We start from the raw sequence: 22714 nt of genomic DNA, 5'->3' as shown, positions 1-22714 counted from the left end.
ATAGACATTGCTGGCAGCGGCAAATGTTGTCCTTTAACATATCTTTAATAAGCTCAATAACTGGAAGAGATCAGGTCAATGGAGTCACTCACGGCGTTATTCAGTCAACACCTCACCTCCTCCGGGTTGCCTGATCCGGTTCAACAGGTGGTCGAAAGCCATTGGCAGCAGTTCATTGAACGACATCCGACATTTGACCTCACCCTCGACCCACGACTGATCAATGAGCTCATCCAGTGCTGGGCTGGCAGCGACTTTGCCGCGCAACAATGCATTCGTTATCCCGAATGGCTGGAAACGTTATGCACGAATAGAAAACAGTTGCCTGATATGGCAAAAAATCACGCCGAACGACTTGGCAGCGCCATTGCACTGGCAACTACCGATGATGAACTGAACAGAGCGCTGCGGTTGTATCGCAACCAGGAAATGCTGCGCATTATCTGGCTGGATTTGAACCGTCTGGTTTCCATGTCAGACACCACGAAAGACATGTCTAATCTGGCAGATGCCTGCATTGATCGTACCCTTGACTGGCTCTATCACGATGCCTGTAAAACCATGGGAACGCCCTTCGGCACTAATATTCCCGATGAAGAACCGGTTGCTCAGAAAATGATTGTTCTGGGTATGGGCAAGCTTGGCGCCTATGATCTGAATCTTTCCTCTGACATCGACCTGATGTTCACCTTTCCCTGCCAGGGTGAAACCCGTGGTGCCAAAAAAGTAATCACTAATCAGGAGTTTTTTATCCGGTTGGGGCAACGACTCATAAAAGCGCTGGATAGCCAGAATGCGGATGGCTTTGTCTTCCGGGTAGATATGCGACTGCGGCCTTATGGTGCCAGCGGCGCATTGGCTCTGAGCTTTGCGGCCATGGAACAGTATTATCAGGATCAGGGGCGTGACTGGGAACGTTACGCCATGCTCAAAGCTCGAATAGTTGCCGGTGACAAAACGTCTGGCCAGCAATTATTGGATACGCTTCGACCCTTTGTTTATCGCCGTTATATAGACTTCGGCTCCATCAGCGCACTGCGGGAAATGAAGCAGCTGATCCAACGGGAAGTCAAACGCAAAGGCATGGAAAGCAATATCAAACTCGGCCCTGGCGGTATTCGGGAAATTGAGTTTATTATTCAATCCTTCCAGATCATTCATGGTGGCCGTGATCGCAGTTTGCAGGAACGGAATCTGCTGAACGTTCTCAACACTCTTAAAGAAAAACAGTGGCTCTCCCCTGAAGAAGCCGCAGAGCTGGAATCCGCCTACATTTATCTGCGCAATCTGGAACATGCCATTCAGGCCATTGATGATCGTCAGACTCAAGACCTGCCAAAAGGTGCTGAAACACAGGCACGTATTGCTTGCTCCATGCAGCACAAAAACTGGAACGAACTATTAACGACACTGGATCAACATCAAAAACTCGTAACCGCACATTTTGATGCGGTCATAGCTGACCCAGAAGCCAAAGAGAAAAGTGACACTAACAGCAATCAATGGCAATCATTATGGCTCAGTCGTTTAACGGAAGAGGAAGAGCAACAGTTAATGACTCAGGAAGGTTTTAAAAACGTTAAAACCTCATGGCGACGATTGATCTCATTGCGAGACGGAAAAGCCATTACCCGTGTCAGAAAACAAAGCCATGATCGGCTGGATCAATTTATTCCCTTGCTGTTAACCGTCGCTGCCGCCTCTACCGAGCCAGATACTTTTTTACTGCGCATTCTCCCGTTAGTGGAAGCAGTGCTTCGTCGGACCGCCTATCTGGTACTACTGATTGAAAACCCCGGCGCACTCGAACACCTTGGCCGACTGTGTATTGCCAGCCCATGGATTGCTGAACAGATCGCCCGATTCCCGGCGCTTCTGGATGAGTTTCTCAACCTTGGCGATCTCTACAATCCGCCAAAAAAAGCCGAGCTTGCGGACGAATTACGCCAGCAGCTGGCTCATATTCCAGAGGATGACCTGGAAAACCAGATGGAAGCCCTGCGTCATTTTAAAATGGCTCACATACTTCGAGTAACGGCAGCGCAGGTATCCGGCAAATTGCCACTGATGAAAGAAAGCGATTATATAACCTGGATCGCCGAAGTTATTCTCGATGCGGTTCTGGCGATCGCCTGGCGCAATCTGACTGAGAAGCACGGCATGCCTCAGGATGCACAGGGCAACCTGTGTGATCCCGGGTTTATCATTGTAGGTTACGGCAAACTGGGTGGTATTGAACTCGGCCCGGGCTCGGATCTTGATCTGGTGTTTATCCACAATGGTGGCACCAATAAAGAGACTAATGGTGCAAGATCCATCGACAGCACCACCTTTTATACACGACTGGGTCAGAGAATTATCCATATCTTGACCACCCAGACGCCATCCGGCATTTTGTACGATACGGATATGCGACTACGGCCGTCTGGTTCAAAAGGCCTGCTGGTTAACTCTCTGCCTTATTTTGAAAAATATCAGAAAGAAGAAGCCTGGACATGGGAGCATCAGGCGCTGGTTCGCGCGCGCGTCATTGCCGGTGATCAAGCTCTGGCGCAGCAGTTTGTCAGCCTTCGCGCAGATATTCTTGGTATAGAGCGAGATACAGAAAAACTGAAGGTTGATGTGATCAACATGCGTCATAAGATGCGGGAGCATTTGGGCAGTAAAACCAATCAACACCTGTTTCATCTTAAACACGACAAGGGCGGTATTGTTGATATCGAATTCCTGATGCAGTTCTCAGTGCTGAATTACGCCAACCGTTACCCTTCTCTATTAAAGTGGACTGATAACATACGAATTTCGGAAGAACTGGAGGCCGTTCATCTGCTCACCCATGAAGATGCACGGCAACTACGGGAAGCTTATAAAACATTCCGCTTAGCTATTCATCAGAAAGCTTTACAGAATGAGGCACCGCATATCGAAACAGGAACGGCAAACCACATGCAGAGCAATGTAATTAGTATTTGGAATCATTTTCTAAAAGGATGTAATTGATTATTCAATGTGCTGTTTGGAAGCGCCTTTCAACAGCACAATAAAACACCTTATATTTTTTATCTTTTATTACCTTTCCTTGACCTCCACACTCAAAAAAATGGAGTCATTTTTAACATATGGGTAGTCTGACGTCAGTTTTTTCTGGCCTGCAAACCTTTCACAACCAAAGTGCCTATTTTCAAGACCTGCCTGAGGTTTACCATATTGTTCAAAAGAAAACTCTTTTTTAGAGTCAGTTTTTTTCGTTTTATGTTTTTGGTTTCCTGTTTGATCAAGCATAGAGAATTTTGTAGAAAATTCGCATGGGAATTTTTGGAAGTGCATATACTCGTTCGGGATTATCTTGCAAAAAAATGACATATATTTCCCTTCTTTTTTTCCTGAACCATTGAGGCAAAAACTGGGAACTAAACGAACCCCCCCTTGACTCACTTCAAACTCAGGCCCTTTAATTTCCTTATACTCATCCAATTTTCCAACAAGCTTTTGCTCTTTTGATCTAAGCCTGTCAAGCTCATTTTCCCTTTCTAAATTATTGGGGTTGTTAACTTCAATAGGCTGACTACTTAAATCTATAATTTTCTTTCTGACATTTTCTAGTTCAACAGGTATTTCCCTGATAGTTTTTAATTTTTCAGATACGTTATCGATTGACCAAAACACTTTCCCTGATGTTGATATGTCTCTATTTTCTTTTAATCTTTTGATTTCTTGCTTTTGCGACTCAACTTCAAGCTGTAGGCTTTCAATAGCTTGCTCTAGCTTTCTCTGACCAATATCTTTACATGCTATAAGCTCACCGATAAGAACAGCTGTACCCTTTTTTTCAATTGCCTTGCCAGAATCACCGATAAGAACAGCTGTACCCTTTTTTTCAATTGCCTTGCCAGAAATACCCTTAGAAAGATTTTTCACAACCTCCCTGATCAAAACCTTTTTTATTTCATCGTTACGTGCTTCGGCATTTTCAAGCCGCTGTGTTAGCTGTTTGACTTCTGGATTGAGTCCTCCTGCGATCATTGGCTGCCGTTTTTGATCCCTAGGGGTGACATAGCTATAGTCTCTTCGTACCGAACTCGGCCTGAACCGGATAGCTTCAGGATCAACAACAGTAAGGTTTCGCTGTCGTTTTTCTACTGCACTTCGTCTTCCATCGCCTTCTTTTTTTGGAATGTCCGGGGCAATATCCTGCCTGATTACGGAACCCATAGTTTTATGAGATGCATCGGACAGACGGCTGTCAGGTACGTTGCCGGTATTTACAACTTGATTAGGCTGTATTGTCAGTGTTTGGGATCCAGCTGCCTTATCCATTTAAGTTACTCCAGAAAGGATGATCAGCTTAGAACACTGTCAGCAGGATCAGTTCCATCAAATACATCATATTAGGCGCAAACCCCATTCCAATTACAACTAAGCGGACCTTGCTGGCATTGCGGCCATTGAGGGTTTATGATCCGAAGCAACCTGTACTAAAACTCTGTATCGACAACAATTTCAAAGTGGAGTTATCTGATGTCTTTCGCCGATCGTGATGGCGTTATCTGGCTAGACGGGGAGCTGATCCCCTGGCGCGAAGCCCAAACCCATGTTCTGACGCACACCCTGCACTATGGTATGGGCGTGTTCGAGGGTGTCCGCGCTTACAGCACACCGAATGGTCCTGCTATTTTCCGTTTAAAAGAACACACCGATCGCCTGTTCCGCAGCGCTCATATTCTGAGAATGGACATTCCCTACAGCAAAGAAGAGCTGAACGAAGCCCAGAAATTGGTGGTTCGTGAAAATGGTCTGGACGAAGCGTACCTTCGCCCCATGTGCTTCCTGGGTTCCGAAGGCATGGGACTCCGTGCAGAAGGTTTGAAAGTTCATACTATGGTTGCAGCCTGGAACTGGCCTTCCTATATGTCTCCGGAAGCATTGGAGCAAGGCATTAAAATTCGTACATCGTCTTATACCCGCCACCACGTCAACATCACCATGTGTAAAGCCAAGGCCAATGGCAACTACATGAATTCCATGTTGGCTCTGCGGGAGGCGTTGGAAAGTGGCTGTGAAGAAGCATTGCTGCTGGATAACGAAGGTTACGTGGCAGAAGGCAGTGGCGAGAACTTCTTTATCGTGAAAGAAGACGGCATTATTTACACGCCGGAACTGACTTCCTGCCTCGAAGGCATTACCCGCGATACCATTATGCAGTTTGCCAAAGAGCTTGGGTTAGAGGTTCGGGAAAAGCGGATTACTCGTGATGAAGTGTATATCGCGCAAGAAGCCTTCTTTACAGGCACCGCCGCAGAAGTGATGCCGATTCGTGAGCACGATGGACGCAAGATTGGTTCAGGTAAAAGAGGACCAATTACGGAGAAGCTGCAGTCTATGTACTTCGATCAAGTGCGTGGTAAACGTCAGGAAAAACCAGAGTGGCTGTCTACCTGTTTATAAGTAGTTAACCATCTGAAATCGTATTTTCTGACTCATTGATCAGGCCCTCTGACTGCGTTGCAACTCTGGTCACATAGCTCACTATGCTCCCGCTGTTGCGCCTTGCAGAGAGCCAACTCAAATCCGGTAACCTTTCGGGGTTATCGGTTTATGGAACGACCTTCAGCGACTTCACATCAATCTCTACCCCAGATTTTCGCTCCACATCCACCTCACCAATAATTTCCACTTTGGTCTTGGCATCAATATGCTGGCTAGATGGAAAATCTTTGTCGTCTATATCCACCTGAATCTCGCCAGAGCCATCACTGAACATATACGTTTCGTGCTTCACTTTACGCACCAGATGCCCTTTCATAGCCACGGGCATATCTTCTTTCGGATTCTTTAAAATGGACGCCACCGTTGCGGCACTTACCTTAGAACCGGGGCCAGTATAAGCAGCATTAACCTCCCCTATAAAAAGGTTAAAGAACAAGAGCGCGCCAATGGAGCAAACCACTGCTTTTTTTGTATTTGAACAAACGGATAGAAACGAAGAGTACATACTGATCACACCTATTCATGCTGGTACGTTACCAATATAGACGTATATTGACGTTCAAATAAAAATCTTTCTCCATAGAAAAACAAAGAATATTTGCTGCTCCAAAAACCGAGCTCCAACAATCTGGCCTGTTAGAATTCAGCGCCCGTAGAAGAGATTCAATGAATTTATTAATCAGCTGGCCAAAACTGTCTGTTTTTTTTACCGACCATTGATAAATCCAATCGTTTATTGAATAAAAATTCAAAAAGAAGAAAGCATGCACCACTTACATTTCGAGATAAAATCTTTTAAATAGACAACTTTTCATCCCCCACAATAAAAAAAACCATTTAACAATGGTGGATTTCAACAAATTGTTGATACTCGATGACAAACATCAATATTGTTTTTGATAAAAATAAGAACCACCGCTGTATTCTTGACTCATATTCATCTCAGGATTAGAACATAAGTTCTCATCGTATCGACCTTAATTAGAACCAGAGACTTTTCACCTGCGATGAGATTTCACCGACCAGAATTATCTCAAACAGGAGAATATCGGTATGAGCGGCAAAATCATCAAGAACTCCAGAAACACAGAAAAAGCACCATTAAATGCCTTTTCTACTCAGTCTGTGGCATTTTCCCATTACAACAACATTTCAGCTCAATTACCTGTAAACCCTGTCACCGGCGAAATCATTTCTGCTGATATTAAAGAACAGGCGAAACAATGTCTGGATAATATTAAAGCGATTGTTGAAAGCGTTGGTCATATTATGTCCGACGTGGTCAAAATCAATATTTATGCAATTAACATTACTGAACTTGCCGCAATCGATGAAGTGTATGCCACCTTCTTTCAGGGCTATCCTCCGGTAAGAACTTCATTAGCCGTTGAAGCTCTGCCAATGCAAGGTGCTCGCGTACAAATGGATGCACTGATTTCCAACGGTGAAGGCACTCACCCGCAAGCGCCTTGCGATCTTGTCAAAGTTGCTGGCAACACGCCGAACGCGCCTCAAAGCCCTTTCTCAACGCAAACTGTCGCTTTTTCCCATTACAACAACATTGGTGCGCAATTACCGATCGACCCAACCACCGGCAATAAAGTCATGGGGGGCATTAAGCAACAGACCAAGCAGTGCCTGAAAAACATCAAAGCCATTTTGGAAAGCATTGACGTGCCTTTCGACGACATCGTGAAGCTGGGCATTTTCGTTCGTAACGCTGCAGATGTTGATGCCGTCAATGACGTTTTCAAAACCTTCTTCCCTGATTCTGCCATCGCCAGAGCCGTAGGTTATGTTCCTGCACGCTCTGTTGTGATTACTTCTGGCTTACCGATGGATGCCCTGGTTCAAATCGATGCCGTCGTTTCCCACGGCGACGGTACACCGCCACAGGCCGTTGAAGATCGTCACGGCATTGTGATTAAAGCGCGTAATACTAACGATGCACCAACCTCTTCTCTGTATACGCAAACCGTCGCTTTTTCTCATTACAACCATATCACTGCACAATTGCCTTTGGACCCAACCACCGGAAACATGGTTGACGGCGGAGTAGAGGAACAAACTCAACAGTGCCTGCAAAACATTAAGGTGATTGTGGAAAGTATTGGCCACGAGATGGACGACGCGGTAAAGATAAATATTCAGCTGACAAAAATTGCCGATATTGAGGCGGTGGATGACGTGTATAAAACGTTCTTCAACGGAGACCTGCCTGCAAGAACCGTGCTTGGCGTTGCCGACATTCCTGAAGGCGCACTGGTACAGATAGATGCGGTGCTTTCCAATGCTGAAGGCACACCGCCACAGGCGTAAATAGAGAATCACTCCCGAGCTATGGTAGCCGAACTATCTAGCTCGGGAACACGATTAAACACTTAATAAAAAGCCTCAAGAAAAAAATAAATAATAAACATCCGTTTTCTAATAAATTCATGACCCAAGACAATGCGATCTAAAAACAGCATTGATGTTTTGTACCAATGTCCCCACTATTGCTCCTCTCAGCTATCAAAAAACAACCAATATAGCAGTCAACATAACTAGCACTGGAGTCTTTAATGAGCGCTATCCATGAACTGCAGCCCCATGCTCTATGGCAGCATTTTGCAGCGATTTGCGACATCCCACACCCTTCTTTTCACGAAGATGAGATCCGCGAGCACCTGATCGGTTTTGCTAAAGCGCACAACCTGGAATGTCAGACCGACTCTGCAGGGAACGTCATCATTCGCAAGCCAGCCACTGCCGGAATGGAAAACCGTGTCGGTGTCGTACTTCAGGGTCACATGGACATGGTGCCTCAGAAAAACAACGACACGGCTCATGACTTCACCACAGACTCAATCAAAGCCTATATCGATGGCGACTGGGTAACCGCAGAAGGCACCACACTCGGCGCAGACAATGGCATGGGCATGGCCGCTGCTCTGGCCGTTCTGGAATCCAAAGACCTTCAGCATGGCCCGATTGAAGCGCTGTTCACGGCGACGGAAGAAACCGGCATGATCGGAGCGCAAGGTCTTGAACCTAATAGGCTACAAGGGAAAATCCTGCTGAACCTCGACACAGAAGATGAAGGCGAGCTTTATATCGGCTGCGCCGGCGGAACCCGTGTTGAAGTGAAGGGTGAATACACGACAGAAGCAGTTGATAGTAAATTAGTATTTAAGACTCTGACCATTTCCGGATTAAAAGGCGGTCACTCCGGCTGCGATATTCACCTTGGTCGCGGTAACGCAATTAAGTTGCTGACGCGTATTATTCAGCGCCTGGAAGCCGAAGGCATTCGTATTGCCAGCCTGACTGGCGGTTCCCTTGCCAACGCCATTCCGCGAGAAGCTTCTGCGGTTATTGGAATTCCCGCAACCTCTTTGGCTGCCTGTGAAAAGATTGTTGATCTGATCAGCAACGACATCACTGCAGAGCTTGCAGAAGTTGAGTCTAACCTGTCCATCATCATGACTGATGCTGAGCCAGCCAGTGAACTGATGTCGCTCCCCGCTCAAAACAGCTGGATTGCCGCAATCAATGCCTGCCCTAATGGCGCTCAGCGAATGAGTGATTCCATTGAGGGCGTTGTGGAAACTTCGCTGAACATCGGCGTGCTGAATATCCGTGAAGGACAAGTCTTTGTTCATATTCTGCCAAGAAGCCTGGTAGGAAGCTGCAATGAAGGCATTAATGATTCAGTAGCTGGCCTGTTCAAGCTATTGGGTGCTGAAGTGGTCTTTTCTGATAGTTACCCGGGCTGGAAGCCAAATGCCAATTCACCGATTCTGGCAACCATGAAGCAGGTATATCTGGATCTGTTTGATAAAGAAGCCGGAGTTCAAGTGGTTCATGCCGGTTTGGAATGCGGCCTGCTGGGCAGCAAATACCCCGAGTGGGATATGATCTCCTTCGGCCCAACCATCCGCTTCCCTCACTCTCCGGATGAGAAAGTGCATATCCAAAGCGTCGCCCGTTTCTGGGATCTTCTGGTAGCGACTTTGAAGGTTATTCCTGAAGCTTGACATTACATATGCCGATCCAGTTAAAGCAGGATCGGCAGCTCTGGTTCAACTAAACGTCAGTAATCACTTTCTTACAGAATTTCAAATACTGATTTGCATTTTAGATAAAACTCATAAGCACAATAAATTCGTCGTATACTGATAACGAAAAAAGGCCTCGAAACTTAACGCTTCGAGGCCTTCATCATATGGTGCCTAGGGGCGGAATCGAACCACCGACACGCGGATTTTCAATCCGCTGCTCTACCAACTGAGCTACCCAGGCATAATCTGTCATATCCTTGCTTTTGCTTTCAAATAGAGCCAGAAATCGCCAGCAAGTTATTGAATTAATTATATTTAATATTTTCATAATCTGTCAACAGCTTTCATGCTCTATTTTTACATCGCAATGGGAAACTGTCCCAAAACTGTCCCCAAAAAAGCAAAACTGACCCCAGAAATGACCCCAGAATTGTTGCTCATTCCAGGAAATCCAACTAGATTATTAATTAACCGAACGATCAATAAATCGTTGTCGTATGATCAGACGGTATTACTCGGATATGGAATTCAGAGTGCTTGATTGTCATAAAAGCTAGTCATTAAAACAGCAACAGGACAGGCAGTTAAACGACACTATGCAGAGACCAAAAAAGGTTAACACAAATACACTGACAAAGCTGTGCAAAGACTTTCTGAAGCAGCATAAAAATGGTGGAGAAAACGACACTTCTCTCGCGATTCACTCTTTCCCCCAGGGCGAGGGCTCCATTGTTTTTCGTATGAAGATTAACAGCAATGATGCCGTCGTCGGCACCTTTATCTATCGGTACACTAACGAGCACAAAAAAGTCCGCAAGATCAGTCTGGGGAAATTTGACCCTGAGACTTATCCGTTCTCAAAAGCAACCGAAGATACAGCACTTTATCGGAAGCAGATCAAACAAGGCATAGACCCACTTGCGGTTAATCTGTCACACACACCGGAAAAGAGGCTGGCAACTTTCAAAGATGTCGTCCATTTCTATATTTATTACCAGACACAGTCCGGCAAAAAGGATAAAGACAACGTAAAGCGCGAGCTAACCAAAAACGTACTTGCCGTCAAAAAGTTTGAACCTATTCTTGATACTTTGGCTCACGAAGTGACAGAAGATTGTATCGAGAAAATTGTCAGCCATATGGTAAAGCGAGACATTGGTCGATCCTCCAACCGGGTAAAAACGTACCTGACAACGGCGTATAACTTCGCCAAAAAACGGCAGGCGACGCTTGGAGCGCTAAGAGAGAAAGGGTTTCCTGATGTCGATTTTTCCCGAATTCGCTATAACCCGGCACAGGATGTCGCAACAGACCCCTCTTTTGAACAATCAAAAAACAATCACCTCACGGAAAAGAAACTGACTCAATTCTATCAATCCGTCACCCTTGATAAAGATGACTCGACACGATTTTGCATGGAAACCAGCACGTTTTACCTGATCACGCTGAACATACTGCTCGGTGGGCACCGTAAACGACAACTGATCGATGTGGACTGGGACAGGGTCGATTTTGAAGAGCGTTCCATAGAAATCATCGACTATAAAGGTAACAGCGGTAAGCCGAGAGAATACCTTGTCTACCTGTCAGATACCGCTATTGAGTGCCTCAAACGGCTTCGAGAATTGAGCGGTGGCGTAGGCAAGATTTATCCATTCTCAGAAAGCTATATCCCAAAACAGTTCAGGCTATACAGTGCGTGGGCGAAGACATCAGTCAAGTATGACGGTCTTCGCAGTACCTGCACCACTCTGATGAAAAAGCATTTCAAAAAAGTCATCAACAATTACGATCCTGATGATGTGAAGCGAATCCAGCATCACGTTTTTAGCGGTGTGCAAAGCAAGCACTATGACAAAAATGAGTACTGGGAAGAAAAGACAGCGCTATTAACTGAGTGGGAACAGTATTTGAAGCAACTCGGGCTGTGGGTGGGTGGTAGCTATGGAGAGGAACTTCAACGCAAATCCAGTAGGTCAAAATAGCTACGTAGCCCATAATTTAAAAATAGTAATTGGTATTACTAAGTACCCAACCATATGAAATCATATTTTCTGACTCATTGATCAGGCTCTCTGACTGCGTTGCAACTCTGGTCACATAGCTCGCTATGCTCCCGGCGTTGCGCCTTGCAGAGAACTTGATCAACAAGCCAGAAATATTCGATTCCAAATGGCCGGGTACTTAAGCTGGCTCTGTCCGATCTTATTCAGGGTACATATTTGCAATAATGCCTTTGATAAATGTCTTCTTATTGATCTCGTAATCACTCACACACGGTGCTTTTGATAGCCAGTAGTTAACGCTTGCCAAAAAACCATTAAGGTGATCATGGTTTTTCAATTTCATTTGAAGATTCTTAGTAAGTGTATGAAGGTCTTGTTGTTCTGGAAGCTGGTTATACTTTTCTTCAGAGTACAGAGAAATAAACTGTTTGCCTTTATTCAGGCTAAGCAGGGAGCGCATAAGCAAGCCATAAATTTGCTCATTGATTGTTTTGGGGAGGTTAAAAAGAATGGTTCGAGGTATGTCAAATACATCCCCTTTTTGCAATTGCTCTGTTAGCGGAACCAGTTGATCACCCAGGTGTTTCAGTGTGTCGTTTAGTGATTTGATCTCTTCAGCAAACGACAAACAGCACACAGGCCTCTCAACGCCAGGAACATGAACTAACAATGGTTTTCTATTCCAGTAAGTTACTCTGGCCTCAACACTGACCTGAAGCCCCATTGCTTGCGTACCCAAATCACCCTCATTCAAAGCAATATTGTAGGCTCTTGGTAGTCTGATCTCAGAACATCCGGGAATTGGCCAGATGACAATGCTTCGGGGAACTTCTGACCACTTCTCGGCGTTAAGTATTTGCAGCTTTTCAAAAAGTATCCTGGCAGACTCTTCCGTCATGCAGATAATGTCAATATCTTTAAATGATGAGCAGCGGTTCTGCAAAAATCGAGAAAATGACCCGGTAATAAGAATGGGAGGTTCGGTAAAAAAACTATTGACTTCTTGAATAATCTCCAGCGCTTTCAGCGTTAGCACATTTAACCGCGCAACCTGATTGTCTGGTAAACTCGCTCCGCCTACATTTAACAATTGCTTAAGAGTTTGAGTAGCACTGGCACTGACTGTCTGAGTAACGAACGTATTCTCCGCTATTTTTGTTCCTCCCCGGTATCCCGGAACTCGGCAAGGGAATAGGCCTCCTTTGTTAAAATTAGCAACGGATACTTCTACCGATTTTTTTCTTCCACCAGACCTTTCTATAACGGGGATTACGTCGAGAAAATCTCGATGATCCGGTGTGGCGCTATTTACACGTTTGGCTGAATAACTATTTTCTCCATCACTGGGTAAAAAGCTAGCATTCGTGTTATCTGAGCCTGGTTTAGGTAATACAAAGTGCTCTCTATTCACTGCCATTGAAGCATCACCTTGACTGGCAGAAGCTGCGTGCCCGTGCCGGCTATCACTGTCCCGCTTTGTAATCGAAGTATCTCGCTTATACAGTAACTGCTCCATGAGATAGTCTTCGGAGCTGAATCGTTCAAACCAGCAGCGTAAAGCATGGCGCAACTTGCTTCCTTCAGGGAAACTCTGAAGGCAGTTTAGAACCTGACTCTCATGGATTTTTTGTCCCCCAATAGACAGCCTCGTCTTAAAACAATGTGCCAGGAAGAAGAACTCTAAGCGTGAATTTTGAAATGAGCTCCTGAGTGTTTTGATGGTTTGCAATACCTGTTCTGCTGACACCCTCTGATGATCAAGTGGCAGCTCATACTGCACAGCCATGAATTTTAAAATACATTGAAGTCGATGTTGCTCATCGTTTTTGACTGATACGTTGTTTAAGATTTGCCAAGCCTGTTGAAGTGTACCCTGAGCTTCGTTGGTTTCATCGTATAACTGTGTTTTTTTCAACCTTTGCATCAGATACTCGACTTGCCTCGAAGAATGATCTCCGGGAACTTCATCAAACGCTTTTAATACTGTTTCATTATCCAGATGACAGTCATTCAGTTCTCTTGCATTCAGTGCCAGCTGAGAATAAAAAATAGCTCTTTCGAGGAGCCAACCATTGCATTCATAACCCTTAACCACAGCATCCGGTGTAACCTGCCGGCCATTTAACGGCAGACCCCTCAGGCAACATTCCTGTTTGAAGCGCACTATCCCAAGTTTGCCTTCTGGATTATCCGGAAAACCGTTAACTACCGCATCCGGTGTAACCTGCCGGCCATTTAACGGCAGACCCCTCAGGCAACATTCCTGTTTGAAGCGCACTATCCCAAGTTTGCCTTCTGGATTATCCGGAAAACCGTTAACTACCGCATCCGGTGTGACCTGCTGGCCATTTAACGGCAGATCCCTCAGGCAACATTCCTGTTTGAAGCGCGCTATCCCAAGTTTGCCTTCTGGATTATCCGGAAAACCGTTAACTACCGCATCCGGTGTGACCTGCTGGCCATTTAACGGCAGATCCCTCAGGCAACATTCCTGCTTGAAGCGCGCTATCCCAAGTTTGCCTTCTGGACTACCTGGGTAATCCTTAACCACCGCATCCGGTGTGACCTGCTCGGGTTTCTGCTTACCATCCGGTGACAAAAGCAGGCCCTTCAGGCAACATTCCGCTTTGAAGCGTGCTAGCTCCAGTGTTGCTTTGACTGCCTGATAATCCTTAACCACCACAGCCGGTGTGACCTGCTGGCCATTCAACGGCAGGTCCCTCAGGCAACATTCCTCTTTGAAGCGCGCTATCCCCAACTTGCCTTCTGGATTATCCGGAAAACCGTTAACTACCGCATCCGGTGTGACCTGCTGGCCATTTAACGGCAGACCTCTCAGGCAACATTCCTGTTTGAAGCGCGCTATCCCCAACTTGCCTTCTGGATTATCCGGAAAACCGTTAACTACCGCATCCGGTGTGACCTGCTGGCCATTTAACGGCAGACCTCTCAGGCAACATTCCTGTTTGAAGCGCGCTATCCCAAGTTTGCCTTCTGGACTACCTGGGTAATCCTTAACCACCGCATCCGGTGTGACCTGCTCGGGTTTCAGCTTACCATCCGGTGTCAAAAACAGGCCCTTCAGGCAGCATTCCGCTTTGAAACGCGCTAGATCCAGTGTTGCTTTGACTGCCCGAAAATCCTTAACCACCTCATCCGGTGTGACCTGCTGGCCCTTCAACGGCAGCCCCCTCAAGCAACATCGATCCTTGAAGTGAGCTACCGCTAACTGACACTTATTTTTTTGATCTGGAGCTCGATTGAATTCTTGAATGACCTGATCGGGACTGATATGTCCATTGTCAAAGAGAATGTCCTTTAAGCAGAGCTTTTGTAGAAAGAAGCCTCTTCGTAGGGAGTTTGAGTCCTTTAAATATGCCGTCATCACATCAGATGCTGTGACTTTACGCTTATGTAATGGTGATGGTTGCTGTTTCCAAAAGACATCCTCTAAATATTTGACATTAACTTGGGTAGCTGTACTTTTACAGGGTTCACAAGTTGAGACGCCACGTCTTTCGTTTAATTGATTTCTTGATCTGCTCTGCTGGCCATCCGTGACATGATGTCTTGGATAGGGGTAGGTTGTTGTAAATTCCAGAATAGAACCCTGTTCAGTTAAACTATAAAATACCGCCGTTTGACCTCAAAATAATTATTAAGTTCACTCCATTTATGGTTTTTTGGGCGAGGGGCAAAGATGCCCCTATATCGCAATCGCATGCTGACCCACCCGACAAGATCATGAAAGCCCCTGCCTTGCCAAGGCTTCAAAAAGATAGTGTGTACTCATCGCAGCTTTCTTTTCATCGCAGCTTTCTTTTGCTCTCTTTTCAAACCTGCTTTAAGGGACTTCGTGCTATTCAACAGATTGACAGCGACAGGCCTCAGGTCTGCTAGGAGGCTGACCGAGAATAGCGCCCGTAGCGAGGATGGTAGAAAATTGAGTAGACCAGCGGAACTTCCCCACTCCTAGAATGAGAAATAACCTTAAGTCAGTGCCATTGGCGTTTATAACCATTTCAACAAAATGAACCTATAGGAAGAACCATGATCTAATTTTTATTTTTATGGAATTACTAAACATGAATAACATTGGCAGCGCTACCAACTTTAGAACAGGCACAGTTAGAACAGACACAGATAATAATGACAAAAACCCGAATGAACGTGCCAATTCTTCAAAGGGGCTGCCGCATAAAAGTAGCTCGGTCCGTAGGGTACAAAAAGCAGCAAAATTTACCCCCAAAATACAAAGATTTAATAACCCTTCCAGCGCTCCCAATTTATCAATGCGGGGAACACGCAGAATTCAAAATTTTAATGAGCTCATCACCCAAACGACAATTGACTCTTTGGTGTCGGTATCGAGTAAGTACGGAACTAAATATGATGGGAAAAAGCATAGTCAATGTGCCCAAACAATTAAACAATACACATCGACTGCTCAAAGTCCTTTAAATCTAGACCAGATAAGCAAGCTGGCACCTTTACTGGAAGTATTTAAGCCAGCAACGAATTGGGAATGGCGTAGCTTAACGACAACACTTCATTCATTCACTTCAGCGGGTGTTTTTACACCTCATGAAAAAATGGATAAGAAGGTTAAGGATTCTCAATCTAATTTATTGTCAACTTTGCTTGATGAAATAAAACTAAAGTGCGACCAAAAGCCTGCTTATACAGATGCCCAAGGTATCACCAACCTGCTGTGGGCCATGGCGAAACTGATGGATAACGGGCTGGAGTGGACAGCAGAGCTCAAAGCCGCCGTGGCCGCGCTATTACCCCAGGTGAACAGAGAGAAAGACCAATTTAATACCCAAGCTATCACCAACCTGCTGTGGGCCATGGCGAAACTGGTGGACAACGGGCTCGAGCGGACAGCAGAGCTCAAAGCCGCCGTGGCCGCGCTGCTGCCTCGAGTGAACGTAAAGAAAGACCAATTTAATGCCCAAGCTATCACCAACCTGCTGTGGGCCATGGCGAAACTGGTGGACAACGGGCTCGAGCTGACAGCAGAGCTCAAAGCCACCGTGGCCGCGCTGCTGCCTCGCGTGAACGCAAAGAAAGCGAGCTTTAATCCACAGGAAATCAACAACCTGCTGTGGGCCATGGCGAAACTGATGGATAACGGGCTGGAGCGGACAGCAGAGCTCAAAGCCGCCGTGGCCGCGCTGTTGCCACTGGTGAACAGAGAGAAAGACCAATTTAATGCCCAAGCTATCGCCAACCTGATGGGGGCCATGGCGAAACTGATGGACAACGGGCTCGAGCGGACAGCAGAGCTCAAAGCCGCCGTGCCCGCGCTGCTGCCTCGAGTGAACGTAAAGAAAGACCAATTTAATGCCCAAGCTATCGCCAACCTACTGTGGGCCATGGCGAAACTGGTGGACAACGGGCTGAATCAGCCAGCAGAGCTCAAAGCCGCCGTGGCCGCTCTGCTGCCTCGAGTGAACGCAAAGAAAGACCAATTTAATGCCCAAGCTATCACCAACCTGCTGGGGGCCATGGCGAAACTGGTGGACAACGGGCTGGAGCGGACAGCAGAGCTTAAAGCCGCCATGGCCGCGCTATTACCCCAGGTGAACATGCAGAAAGACCAATTTGATGCCCAAGCCATCGCCAACCTACTGTGGGCCATGGCGAAACTGGTGGACAACGGGCTCGAGCGGACAGCAGAGCTCAAAGCCGCCGTACCCGCGCTGCTGCCTCGAGTGAACGTAAAGAAAGACCAATTTAATGCCCAAGCCATCGCCAACCTGCTGTGGGCCATGGCGAAACTAGCGGACAACGGGCTGGAGCAGACGAAAGATCTAACAGCCGCTGTGGCCTCGCTGTTGCCACAGGTGAACATGCAGAAAGACCAATTTAATTCCCAAGCTATCGCCAACCTGCTGTGGGCCATGGCGAAACTGGGTGAGGCTATTGAGCTGAGCGTAGTTGAACCTCTGTTCGAATCTCTTGTCCGCATCAGTGAAAACTCTAAACCCTCTCAACAAGGGGCGTTCATGTCTCTCTGGGCAGTAATGGCATATTGCGCCAGGTTGGCTCTAAGGGGAGAAGCAATAAAGAATTTACCAGCCACCCGTCATTCCCACGCAGGCGGGGATGACGATAGGAAAAAACTGAATGCCCCTCCCCTAAGTTATAATGCGACGGATGATAATCTGTTTACAGAGTGCATAAGGAACCTGTTTACACGCTTGAAAACTAACTCTCCAGTTAGTGTAGATAATCAACCCACCCTTGCAATGGCCGCAAGTTGGTTGAACGAAGAGTGTCCGGTTACCCCCCATTACAAGACCACTACTTCAGAACCTCAATCCGAATTCCTCAGGCAACTTCGGATCAAAATGCAGGGTTTAAACATTACAGAAGAAAAGAGTCTGAATTCATTACCTCCGGTTGATCTGCTACTGACAGATTACCCTGTTGTTATTGAAATACAGGGGCCTGTTCATTATGTGGGCAATGATTTCAAAATCAGGAATGGCTCGACGCTGCTAAAAATCGCCCTGCTTCAAAAATTAGGCTTTAGGGTCATTGAAATCCCGACGAACCAGCTTAACAGCGTGGAATCAATAGGCGGAGCAATTAATCGAATAGACAGTGTTATTAAGCAATCCGTACCACTGAAAAGCGGGGAGGAGTGGGAGAATGAGTCAAACGTGACTGCCGATGTAAATCAGGGAGGATATAATACAGTCACACGAAATAGGAGATCCAAGAAGAGAAGAGAATGGTGAAGGGAAATAAGTCACCATCATCGATAGGGGTTATGTCCAAATTCCTGTTCGGCCAGCAGCGCGAGCCCACGAAATGACTTTCGAAAATCAATGGGATCACGATACAGGTAGACTTTGGGAAGGACGCGGGTTTATTTGGCGCTTACGATGCAGTCATTCAAAACTATCCCGCATCAGTTTCAGCCATATGCTCAACGGGAATCACGACATCTTTCGTCTTTAAACCATGATTCCCTCTCACGACCACGTGATCCCCAGCATGAATCTTCCCGCTCACATAAGCATACTGTTCATTATCGAACAAAACATCGACAGTGATGGCAAAAGCACGATGTTCATCATTTTCCCTCAACACCTTGTATATCTTCTGCCCCTCTTTACTTATCACAATGGCATCTCTGGGAACCCTCAGAGCTTCCACGGGTTCACTCAAAGGTATAGCTACTTTTACTGGAGTGCCCGGTGCCCACTGAACAGAACCCGGATTCAATCGCACCTGTATCAAGCGCGATCTGGAATCAGCACTTGCTCCCTGGTTAATCAATTGAGACTGGTAAGAGTTTTCGCCATTAAGAATTTGCAGTGTTTCTTGTGAGGTAAGGTAATGGCTCAAGCCGATAGGAATCTGAACCTGCACTTCGACCTGCTCGGTGTTAACCAACTCAACCAACTTATCGCCCACAGTTACATATTCCCCAAGAGCAGCCATTCGCTCATTGACCACACCAGAAAATGGAGCACGTACCTCAGATCGCTCCAGCTGATCATTCGCCTTATCAAAATTAACTTTGGCCAACTGCCAGTCCAGCTCAGCCATTCTGGCATCATGCTGAGCAGCATCCAGCTTGTTACGCGAGATACTTTTCTTTTTATGTAATGCCTGCAACCGCTCGGCTTCTCTGGATAAGTAGCTAAATTTTTGTAATGCCTGATCTTTCTGGAGCATTTTATGCTCAGCTTCCAGCTTCAGCTCTGTGCCATCAATTTTCGCCAGCAGACCTCCCTTATTAATCTGAGCACCAAAATCAGCCACCCATATTATACGACCACGAACTTCTGAACTGATCTGCGCACTTTCTTTACTGATCACAGTGCCATTGAGCCAGTTCACGGGTGCGGATACATGATTTTCAACCAATGCGGTAGATACGGCCATTGAAGCGAGACCAACCGGAGAAATCATCACCAATAATGATACAAACAAACTCAATTTTCTTATTTTCATACTCGAGCCTCTGGCAGAGCCACTCCCTTGGTCACATTCGTTTCTCCCATACGTAACAGGGCAGGTAGCAGAATCAAGGTAAACAAGGTGCTGATAATCATACCGCCAATAATCACGGCCGCCAGACCCCGGTAAATTTCACTTCCCGTAGCCGGCGTCAGCAACAGTGGCAACATGCCAAAAATACTGGTGAGGGTGGTCATAAAAATAGGGCGCATCCGGGTAACCAGTGCCTGCTGTACAGCTTCTGCTCTCGATAGTCCTTCTGCTTCACCACTCCGGGCCTGATGAACCAACAAAATGGCATTGTTGACAACTAACCCAAGCAAGATAATAAAGCCAACCATGGTCAATAAATCCATGGGTTGGGAAGAGACGCTATTTAACAGGTGAATAGCCAGCAACCCACCCACTGTCGCCAATGGCAATGTCAGAATAACCAGCAACGTATCTCGCAATGACCTGAACAGCCCCCACAATAAAATCAGCAGAATCAACAAGGCGAAAAGGAAAATCTCCAGCAGATTATCAATGGCCTGATTAAGGCTATCCGCATTACCGGAAATCTTAATCTGCCCACCAGCCGGCATCCATTCAGTCACCACGGGCAGAATTTTTTCCTCCACCGCCTTAAGTGTCTCTTCCAGCGTCATGTTTTCAGCCGGTGAAATAGACAATGTCAGCGATCTGCGCTGATCCACCCGACGAATACTTTCAGGCCCTAACCGCGACTCAACCGACAAAACTTCCCCCAGAGGAATTACAAATCCGGAGGGTGTCATCAGCGGCGTCATTTCCAACATCTGAGGAGACCGGATATCACTACCCCGCATAATGATGTCCAGGCTTTCCTGCCCATCAAAGTATTCACCTAGATGAATACCCTCCCCCAGGCTTTGCACCACTGACGACAGATTACTTCGATACCATCCAACTTCAGATAAACGACGATCATTTGGCAAAAGCCTGAGCTCAGGAGCGGTGAAATCCAAACCAGGAAACGGTCGAACATCACTACCAGGCATCTCTTTTTCAATAAGCCCCATTGCGCGCCTTGCTACCTCATACAGCGCCGGAAGATTATCGGCCTGTAAATCCAGGTTAACGCCATTACCATTACCGTAGTTACCAAACAAGTTTCCCTGTCTGGCAAAGGCTCTCGTATCGGGTATATTGCTTACAATATCTTGCCGAACCAATTGCTCCAGAGCGCTGACCTGAGACTGGTCTTTAGCCCGAACTCCCATGGTGGCGCCACCGGGCCAGAGAATAAAATAATAATTCTTTAATGCTGGCTCAGTTGTTCCGTCCATATAGGGTTTGAGACGATTAATTAATAATGGCACCACTTCCTCTTTTACCGATGCGACACTGGTACCCGGAGAGAAGTTGAACCATACGTCCACTGCATCCCGTTTTACCTCGGGCAAATAGTCCATTCTTGGCATAGCGACCCGAGTCATTATGATTGGAATTCCCATCAGCACGACAATCAACACAACACGACGCCGGTTAGTTGATGTGAGCCTGATTATCCTTTCACTGATTCGCTGCCAGGTGGGCTGGTAGTGATCTTTAAATTCTTGCTTTGGTAGCCAGCGCGCAGCTGCCGTTGGCAGTACGGTCATGGCGATCACCAATGACACAGCCACAGAAACCGCAATGGTCAGAGCCAGATCTGAAAATAACTGACCTTCCACATCGTTCAGCAGCATCACTGGCAAAAAGATAGCGATGGTTGTCAGGGTTGATGCCAACAATGCACCCCATACTTTTGATGACGCCTGCTCAACGGCTTGAACAGGGGAAGCATTGTTACGCTCCCGCTGCCGGACAATACTTTCCAGCATAACAATTGCCGCATCAAGCACCATACCAACCGAGAATGCCAGGCCGGCCAGAGAGATGACGTTCAGTGTACGACCAGTTATGTACAGAATGCCGAGTGTGATCATCAAACAAACAGGAATCGACATGGCAATCATCAGCGTTGCACGCCATCGTCGTAGAAAACACCACAGCACCGCAATAGCCAGCAAAATACCAAACAGTAAATTGGTGCTCACCATATCCAAAGCTCGCTGGATAAAAACAGAGGCATCAAAAGACTGAACCATCTTGACACCTTCCGCTTCTAACACATCCTGATTTAGTTTCTTTACTTCAGACTTAATGGCCAGCAAAGCCTCCAGCGCATTAGCACCGGATTCTTTGAACACTTGCATACCAATAGCGGGGTTACCATTTTGAATTCTTAACGTCCGTTCTTTACCGCGGGAGAGGGATATCTCCGCCAGATCACGAAGGTAAACCGGCTTCCCTTCGCGCCAGGCAACGACCATTTCACCCAATTGGTCAATTTCATACTTACCTGCCAAGCGCAGCTTATACTCCCGACGCCCAATATTCAGAGTGCCTCCGGAAATATCAAATCCAGTTGCCACACGGGATGCCAATTCCGGAATGGTGACGCCCAATTCAGCTACCCGCCATGGATCAAAAATCACATCAAGCTGCTGTTCACCTTCTCCTCTGACTGCAACACCGGCAACACCGGGTATACTTTCCAGAGCCGGTTTCACACGGGAATCAATCAGACCCTGATAGCTTTGAATTGAACGATCATTACCAGGTAATTGCTGGAGAAAGAACCAGGTCAGACTATCGTTACTGCCTCGATTATTTACAAAAGGCCCACGAATATTCTCCGGTAAGCCGGACACTCGATTCAGTCGATTAATCACCTCCAGCAAGGTCTTTTGCATATCTGTGCTGAGGGCAAATACCATCTCGACTTCTACCCGGCCATTCCCTGAATTGCTTTCCATAACCTTCAGCCCGGGAAGGCCTTTCAGGGCCTGCTCAAGAGGATCAGTAATTTCCGATTCCATCTCTTCCGGGGCCGCAGCCCGCCAGAACACTTCAACAGACAAGCTGGGCCGTTCGATATCTGGAAACAGCTGAATAGGCAACTGTCGTATACTGAGAAACCCAAACACAAAGGTCAGTGCAACAGCAATTGCAATGACTGTTGGGTTCTGAATAGAAAAACGGGTTAAATTCATATCATTTGCTGTTCTTTTTTATAAATATCGAAAGATATATTGTACGTGACAGTTACTTTCCATCTCGCTCCCATACTCCGGGCTGACTGCCGGCAACCCATTGGGTTACCGACTTACGGATAACGATAATTGAAATATG

General features: G+C 46.5%; 12 protein-coding genes and 1 tRNA gene. 6 read left to right on the top strand and 7 right to left on the bottom strand.

What is annotated here, in order from left to right; translation table 11 throughout:
- The first annotated feature begins 78 nt into the window (after window positions 1–78).
- On the top strand, window positions 79–3000 hold the full coding sequence (gene glnE / locus Q1B11_RS06610; protein WP_299729489.1) for a bifunctional [glutamate--ammonia ligase]-adenylyl-L-tyrosine phosphorylase/[glutamate--ammonia-ligase] adenylyltransferase: 2922 nt from the start codon (window positions 79–81) through the stop codon (window positions 2998–3000).
- Window positions 3001–3069: 69 nt separating this feature from the next.
- Here the strand turns inward: glnE and Q1B11_RS06605 are convergent, their stop codons facing one another.
- Window positions 3070–4317 (bottom strand): hypothetical protein, encoded by a 1248-nt coding sequence (locus Q1B11_RS06605; protein WP_299729486.1) that lies wholly within the window; start codon window positions 4315–4317, stop codon window positions 3070–3072.
- A gap of 201 nt (window positions 4318–4518) precedes the next feature.
- On the opposite strand from Q1B11_RS06605, the gene Q1B11_RS06600 reads away from it, so the two are divergent.
- Window positions 4519–5445, top strand: a complete 927-nt coding sequence (locus tag Q1B11_RS06600; protein WP_299729483.1) for a branched-chain amino acid transaminase — start codon at window positions 4519–4521, stop codon at window positions 5443–5445.
- A 148-nt stretch (window positions 5446–5593) separates the two neighbouring features.
- Here the strand turns inward: Q1B11_RS06600 and Q1B11_RS06595 are convergent, their stop codons facing one another.
- Window positions 5594–5992: a NirD/YgiW/YdeI family stress tolerance protein gene (locus Q1B11_RS06595; protein WP_299729480.1), complete on the bottom strand. Its 399-nt coding sequence runs from the start codon at window positions 5990–5992 to the stop codon at window positions 5594–5596.
- Window positions 5993–6540: 548 nt separating this feature from the next.
- On the opposite strand from Q1B11_RS06595, the gene Q1B11_RS06590 reads away from it, so the two are divergent.
- Both Q1B11_RS06590 and Q1B11_RS06585 read left to right on the top strand, forming a co-directional pair.
- Window positions 6541–7806 carry a RidA family protein gene (locus Q1B11_RS06590; RefSeq protein ID WP_299729477.1) on the top strand — a complete coding sequence of 422 codons (1266 nt, stop codon included), beginning with the start codon at window positions 6541–6543 and terminating at the stop codon, window positions 7804–7806.
- A gap of 245 nt (window positions 7807–8051) precedes the next feature.
- Window positions 8052–9506: an aminoacyl-histidine dipeptidase gene (locus Q1B11_RS06585; protein WP_299729474.1), complete on the top strand. Its 1455-nt coding sequence runs from the start codon at window positions 8052–8054 to the stop codon at window positions 9504–9506.
- 189 nt (window positions 9507–9695) lie between these two features.
- Here the strand turns inward: Q1B11_RS06585 and Q1B11_RS06580 are convergent.
- Window positions 9696–9771 (bottom strand) — tRNA-Phe (locus Q1B11_RS06580).
- A gap of 355 nt (window positions 9772–10126) precedes the next feature.
- Here Q1B11_RS06580 and Q1B11_RS06575 point away from each other — a divergent pair.
- Window positions 10127–11515 carry a hypothetical protein gene (locus Q1B11_RS06575; RefSeq protein ID WP_299729471.1) on the top strand — a complete coding sequence of 463 codons (1389 nt, stop codon included), beginning with the start codon at window positions 10127–10129 and terminating at the stop codon, window positions 11513–11515.
- Window positions 11516–11735: 220 nt separating this feature from the next.
- Here Q1B11_RS06575 and Q1B11_RS06570 read toward each other — a convergent pair whose 3' ends face one another.
- Window positions 11736–14717, bottom strand: coding sequence for a hypothetical protein (locus tag Q1B11_RS06570; RefSeq protein WP_299729468.1), 2982 nt, complete (start codon window positions 14715–14717; stop codon window positions 11736–11738).
- 904 nt (window positions 14718–15621) lie between these two features.
- Here Q1B11_RS06570 and Q1B11_RS06565 point away from each other — a divergent pair.
- The gene (locus Q1B11_RS06565) at window positions 15622–18285 is read left to right on the top strand and encodes an RAP domain-containing protein (protein ID WP_299729465.1); all 2664 of its coding nucleotides are present in this window, start codon (window positions 15622–15624) and stop codon (window positions 18283–18285) included.
- Window positions 18286–18302: 17 nt separating this feature from the next.
- Here the strand turns inward: Q1B11_RS06565 and Q1B11_RS20430 are convergent, their stop codons facing one another.
- The 3 genes from Q1B11_RS20430 to Q1B11_RS06555 are packed head-to-tail and all read right to left on the bottom strand — an operon-like array spanning window position 18303 to window position 22575.
- Window positions 18303–18392, bottom strand: coding sequence for a hypothetical protein (locus Q1B11_RS20430; RefSeq protein ID WP_366139437.1), 90 nt, complete (start codon window positions 18390–18392; stop codon window positions 18303–18305).
- A 56-nt stretch (window positions 18393–18448) separates the two neighbouring features.
- Entirely contained in the window at window positions 18449–19510 is a 1062-nt protein-coding gene (locus tag Q1B11_RS06560) for an efflux RND transporter periplasmic adaptor subunit (RefSeq protein ID WP_299729462.1), read from the bottom strand.
- Window positions 19507–22575, bottom strand: a complete 3069-nt coding sequence (locus Q1B11_RS06555) for an efflux RND transporter permease subunit (protein WP_299729459.1) — start codon at window positions 22573–22575, stop codon at window positions 19507–19509. Before Q1B11_RS06555 ends, Q1B11_RS06560 begins: the two co-directional genes overlap by 4 nt.
- Window positions 22576–22714: the final 139 nt, after the last annotated feature.

The organism is uncultured Endozoicomonas sp., assembly GCF_947495845.1.
GTDB lineage: Bacteria > Pseudomonadota > Gammaproteobacteria > Pseudomonadales > Endozoicomonadaceae > Endozoicomonas.
The sequence above is the reverse complement of the archived record's forward strand: the minus strand, read 5'-3'. Positions and strand labels throughout refer to the sequence as shown.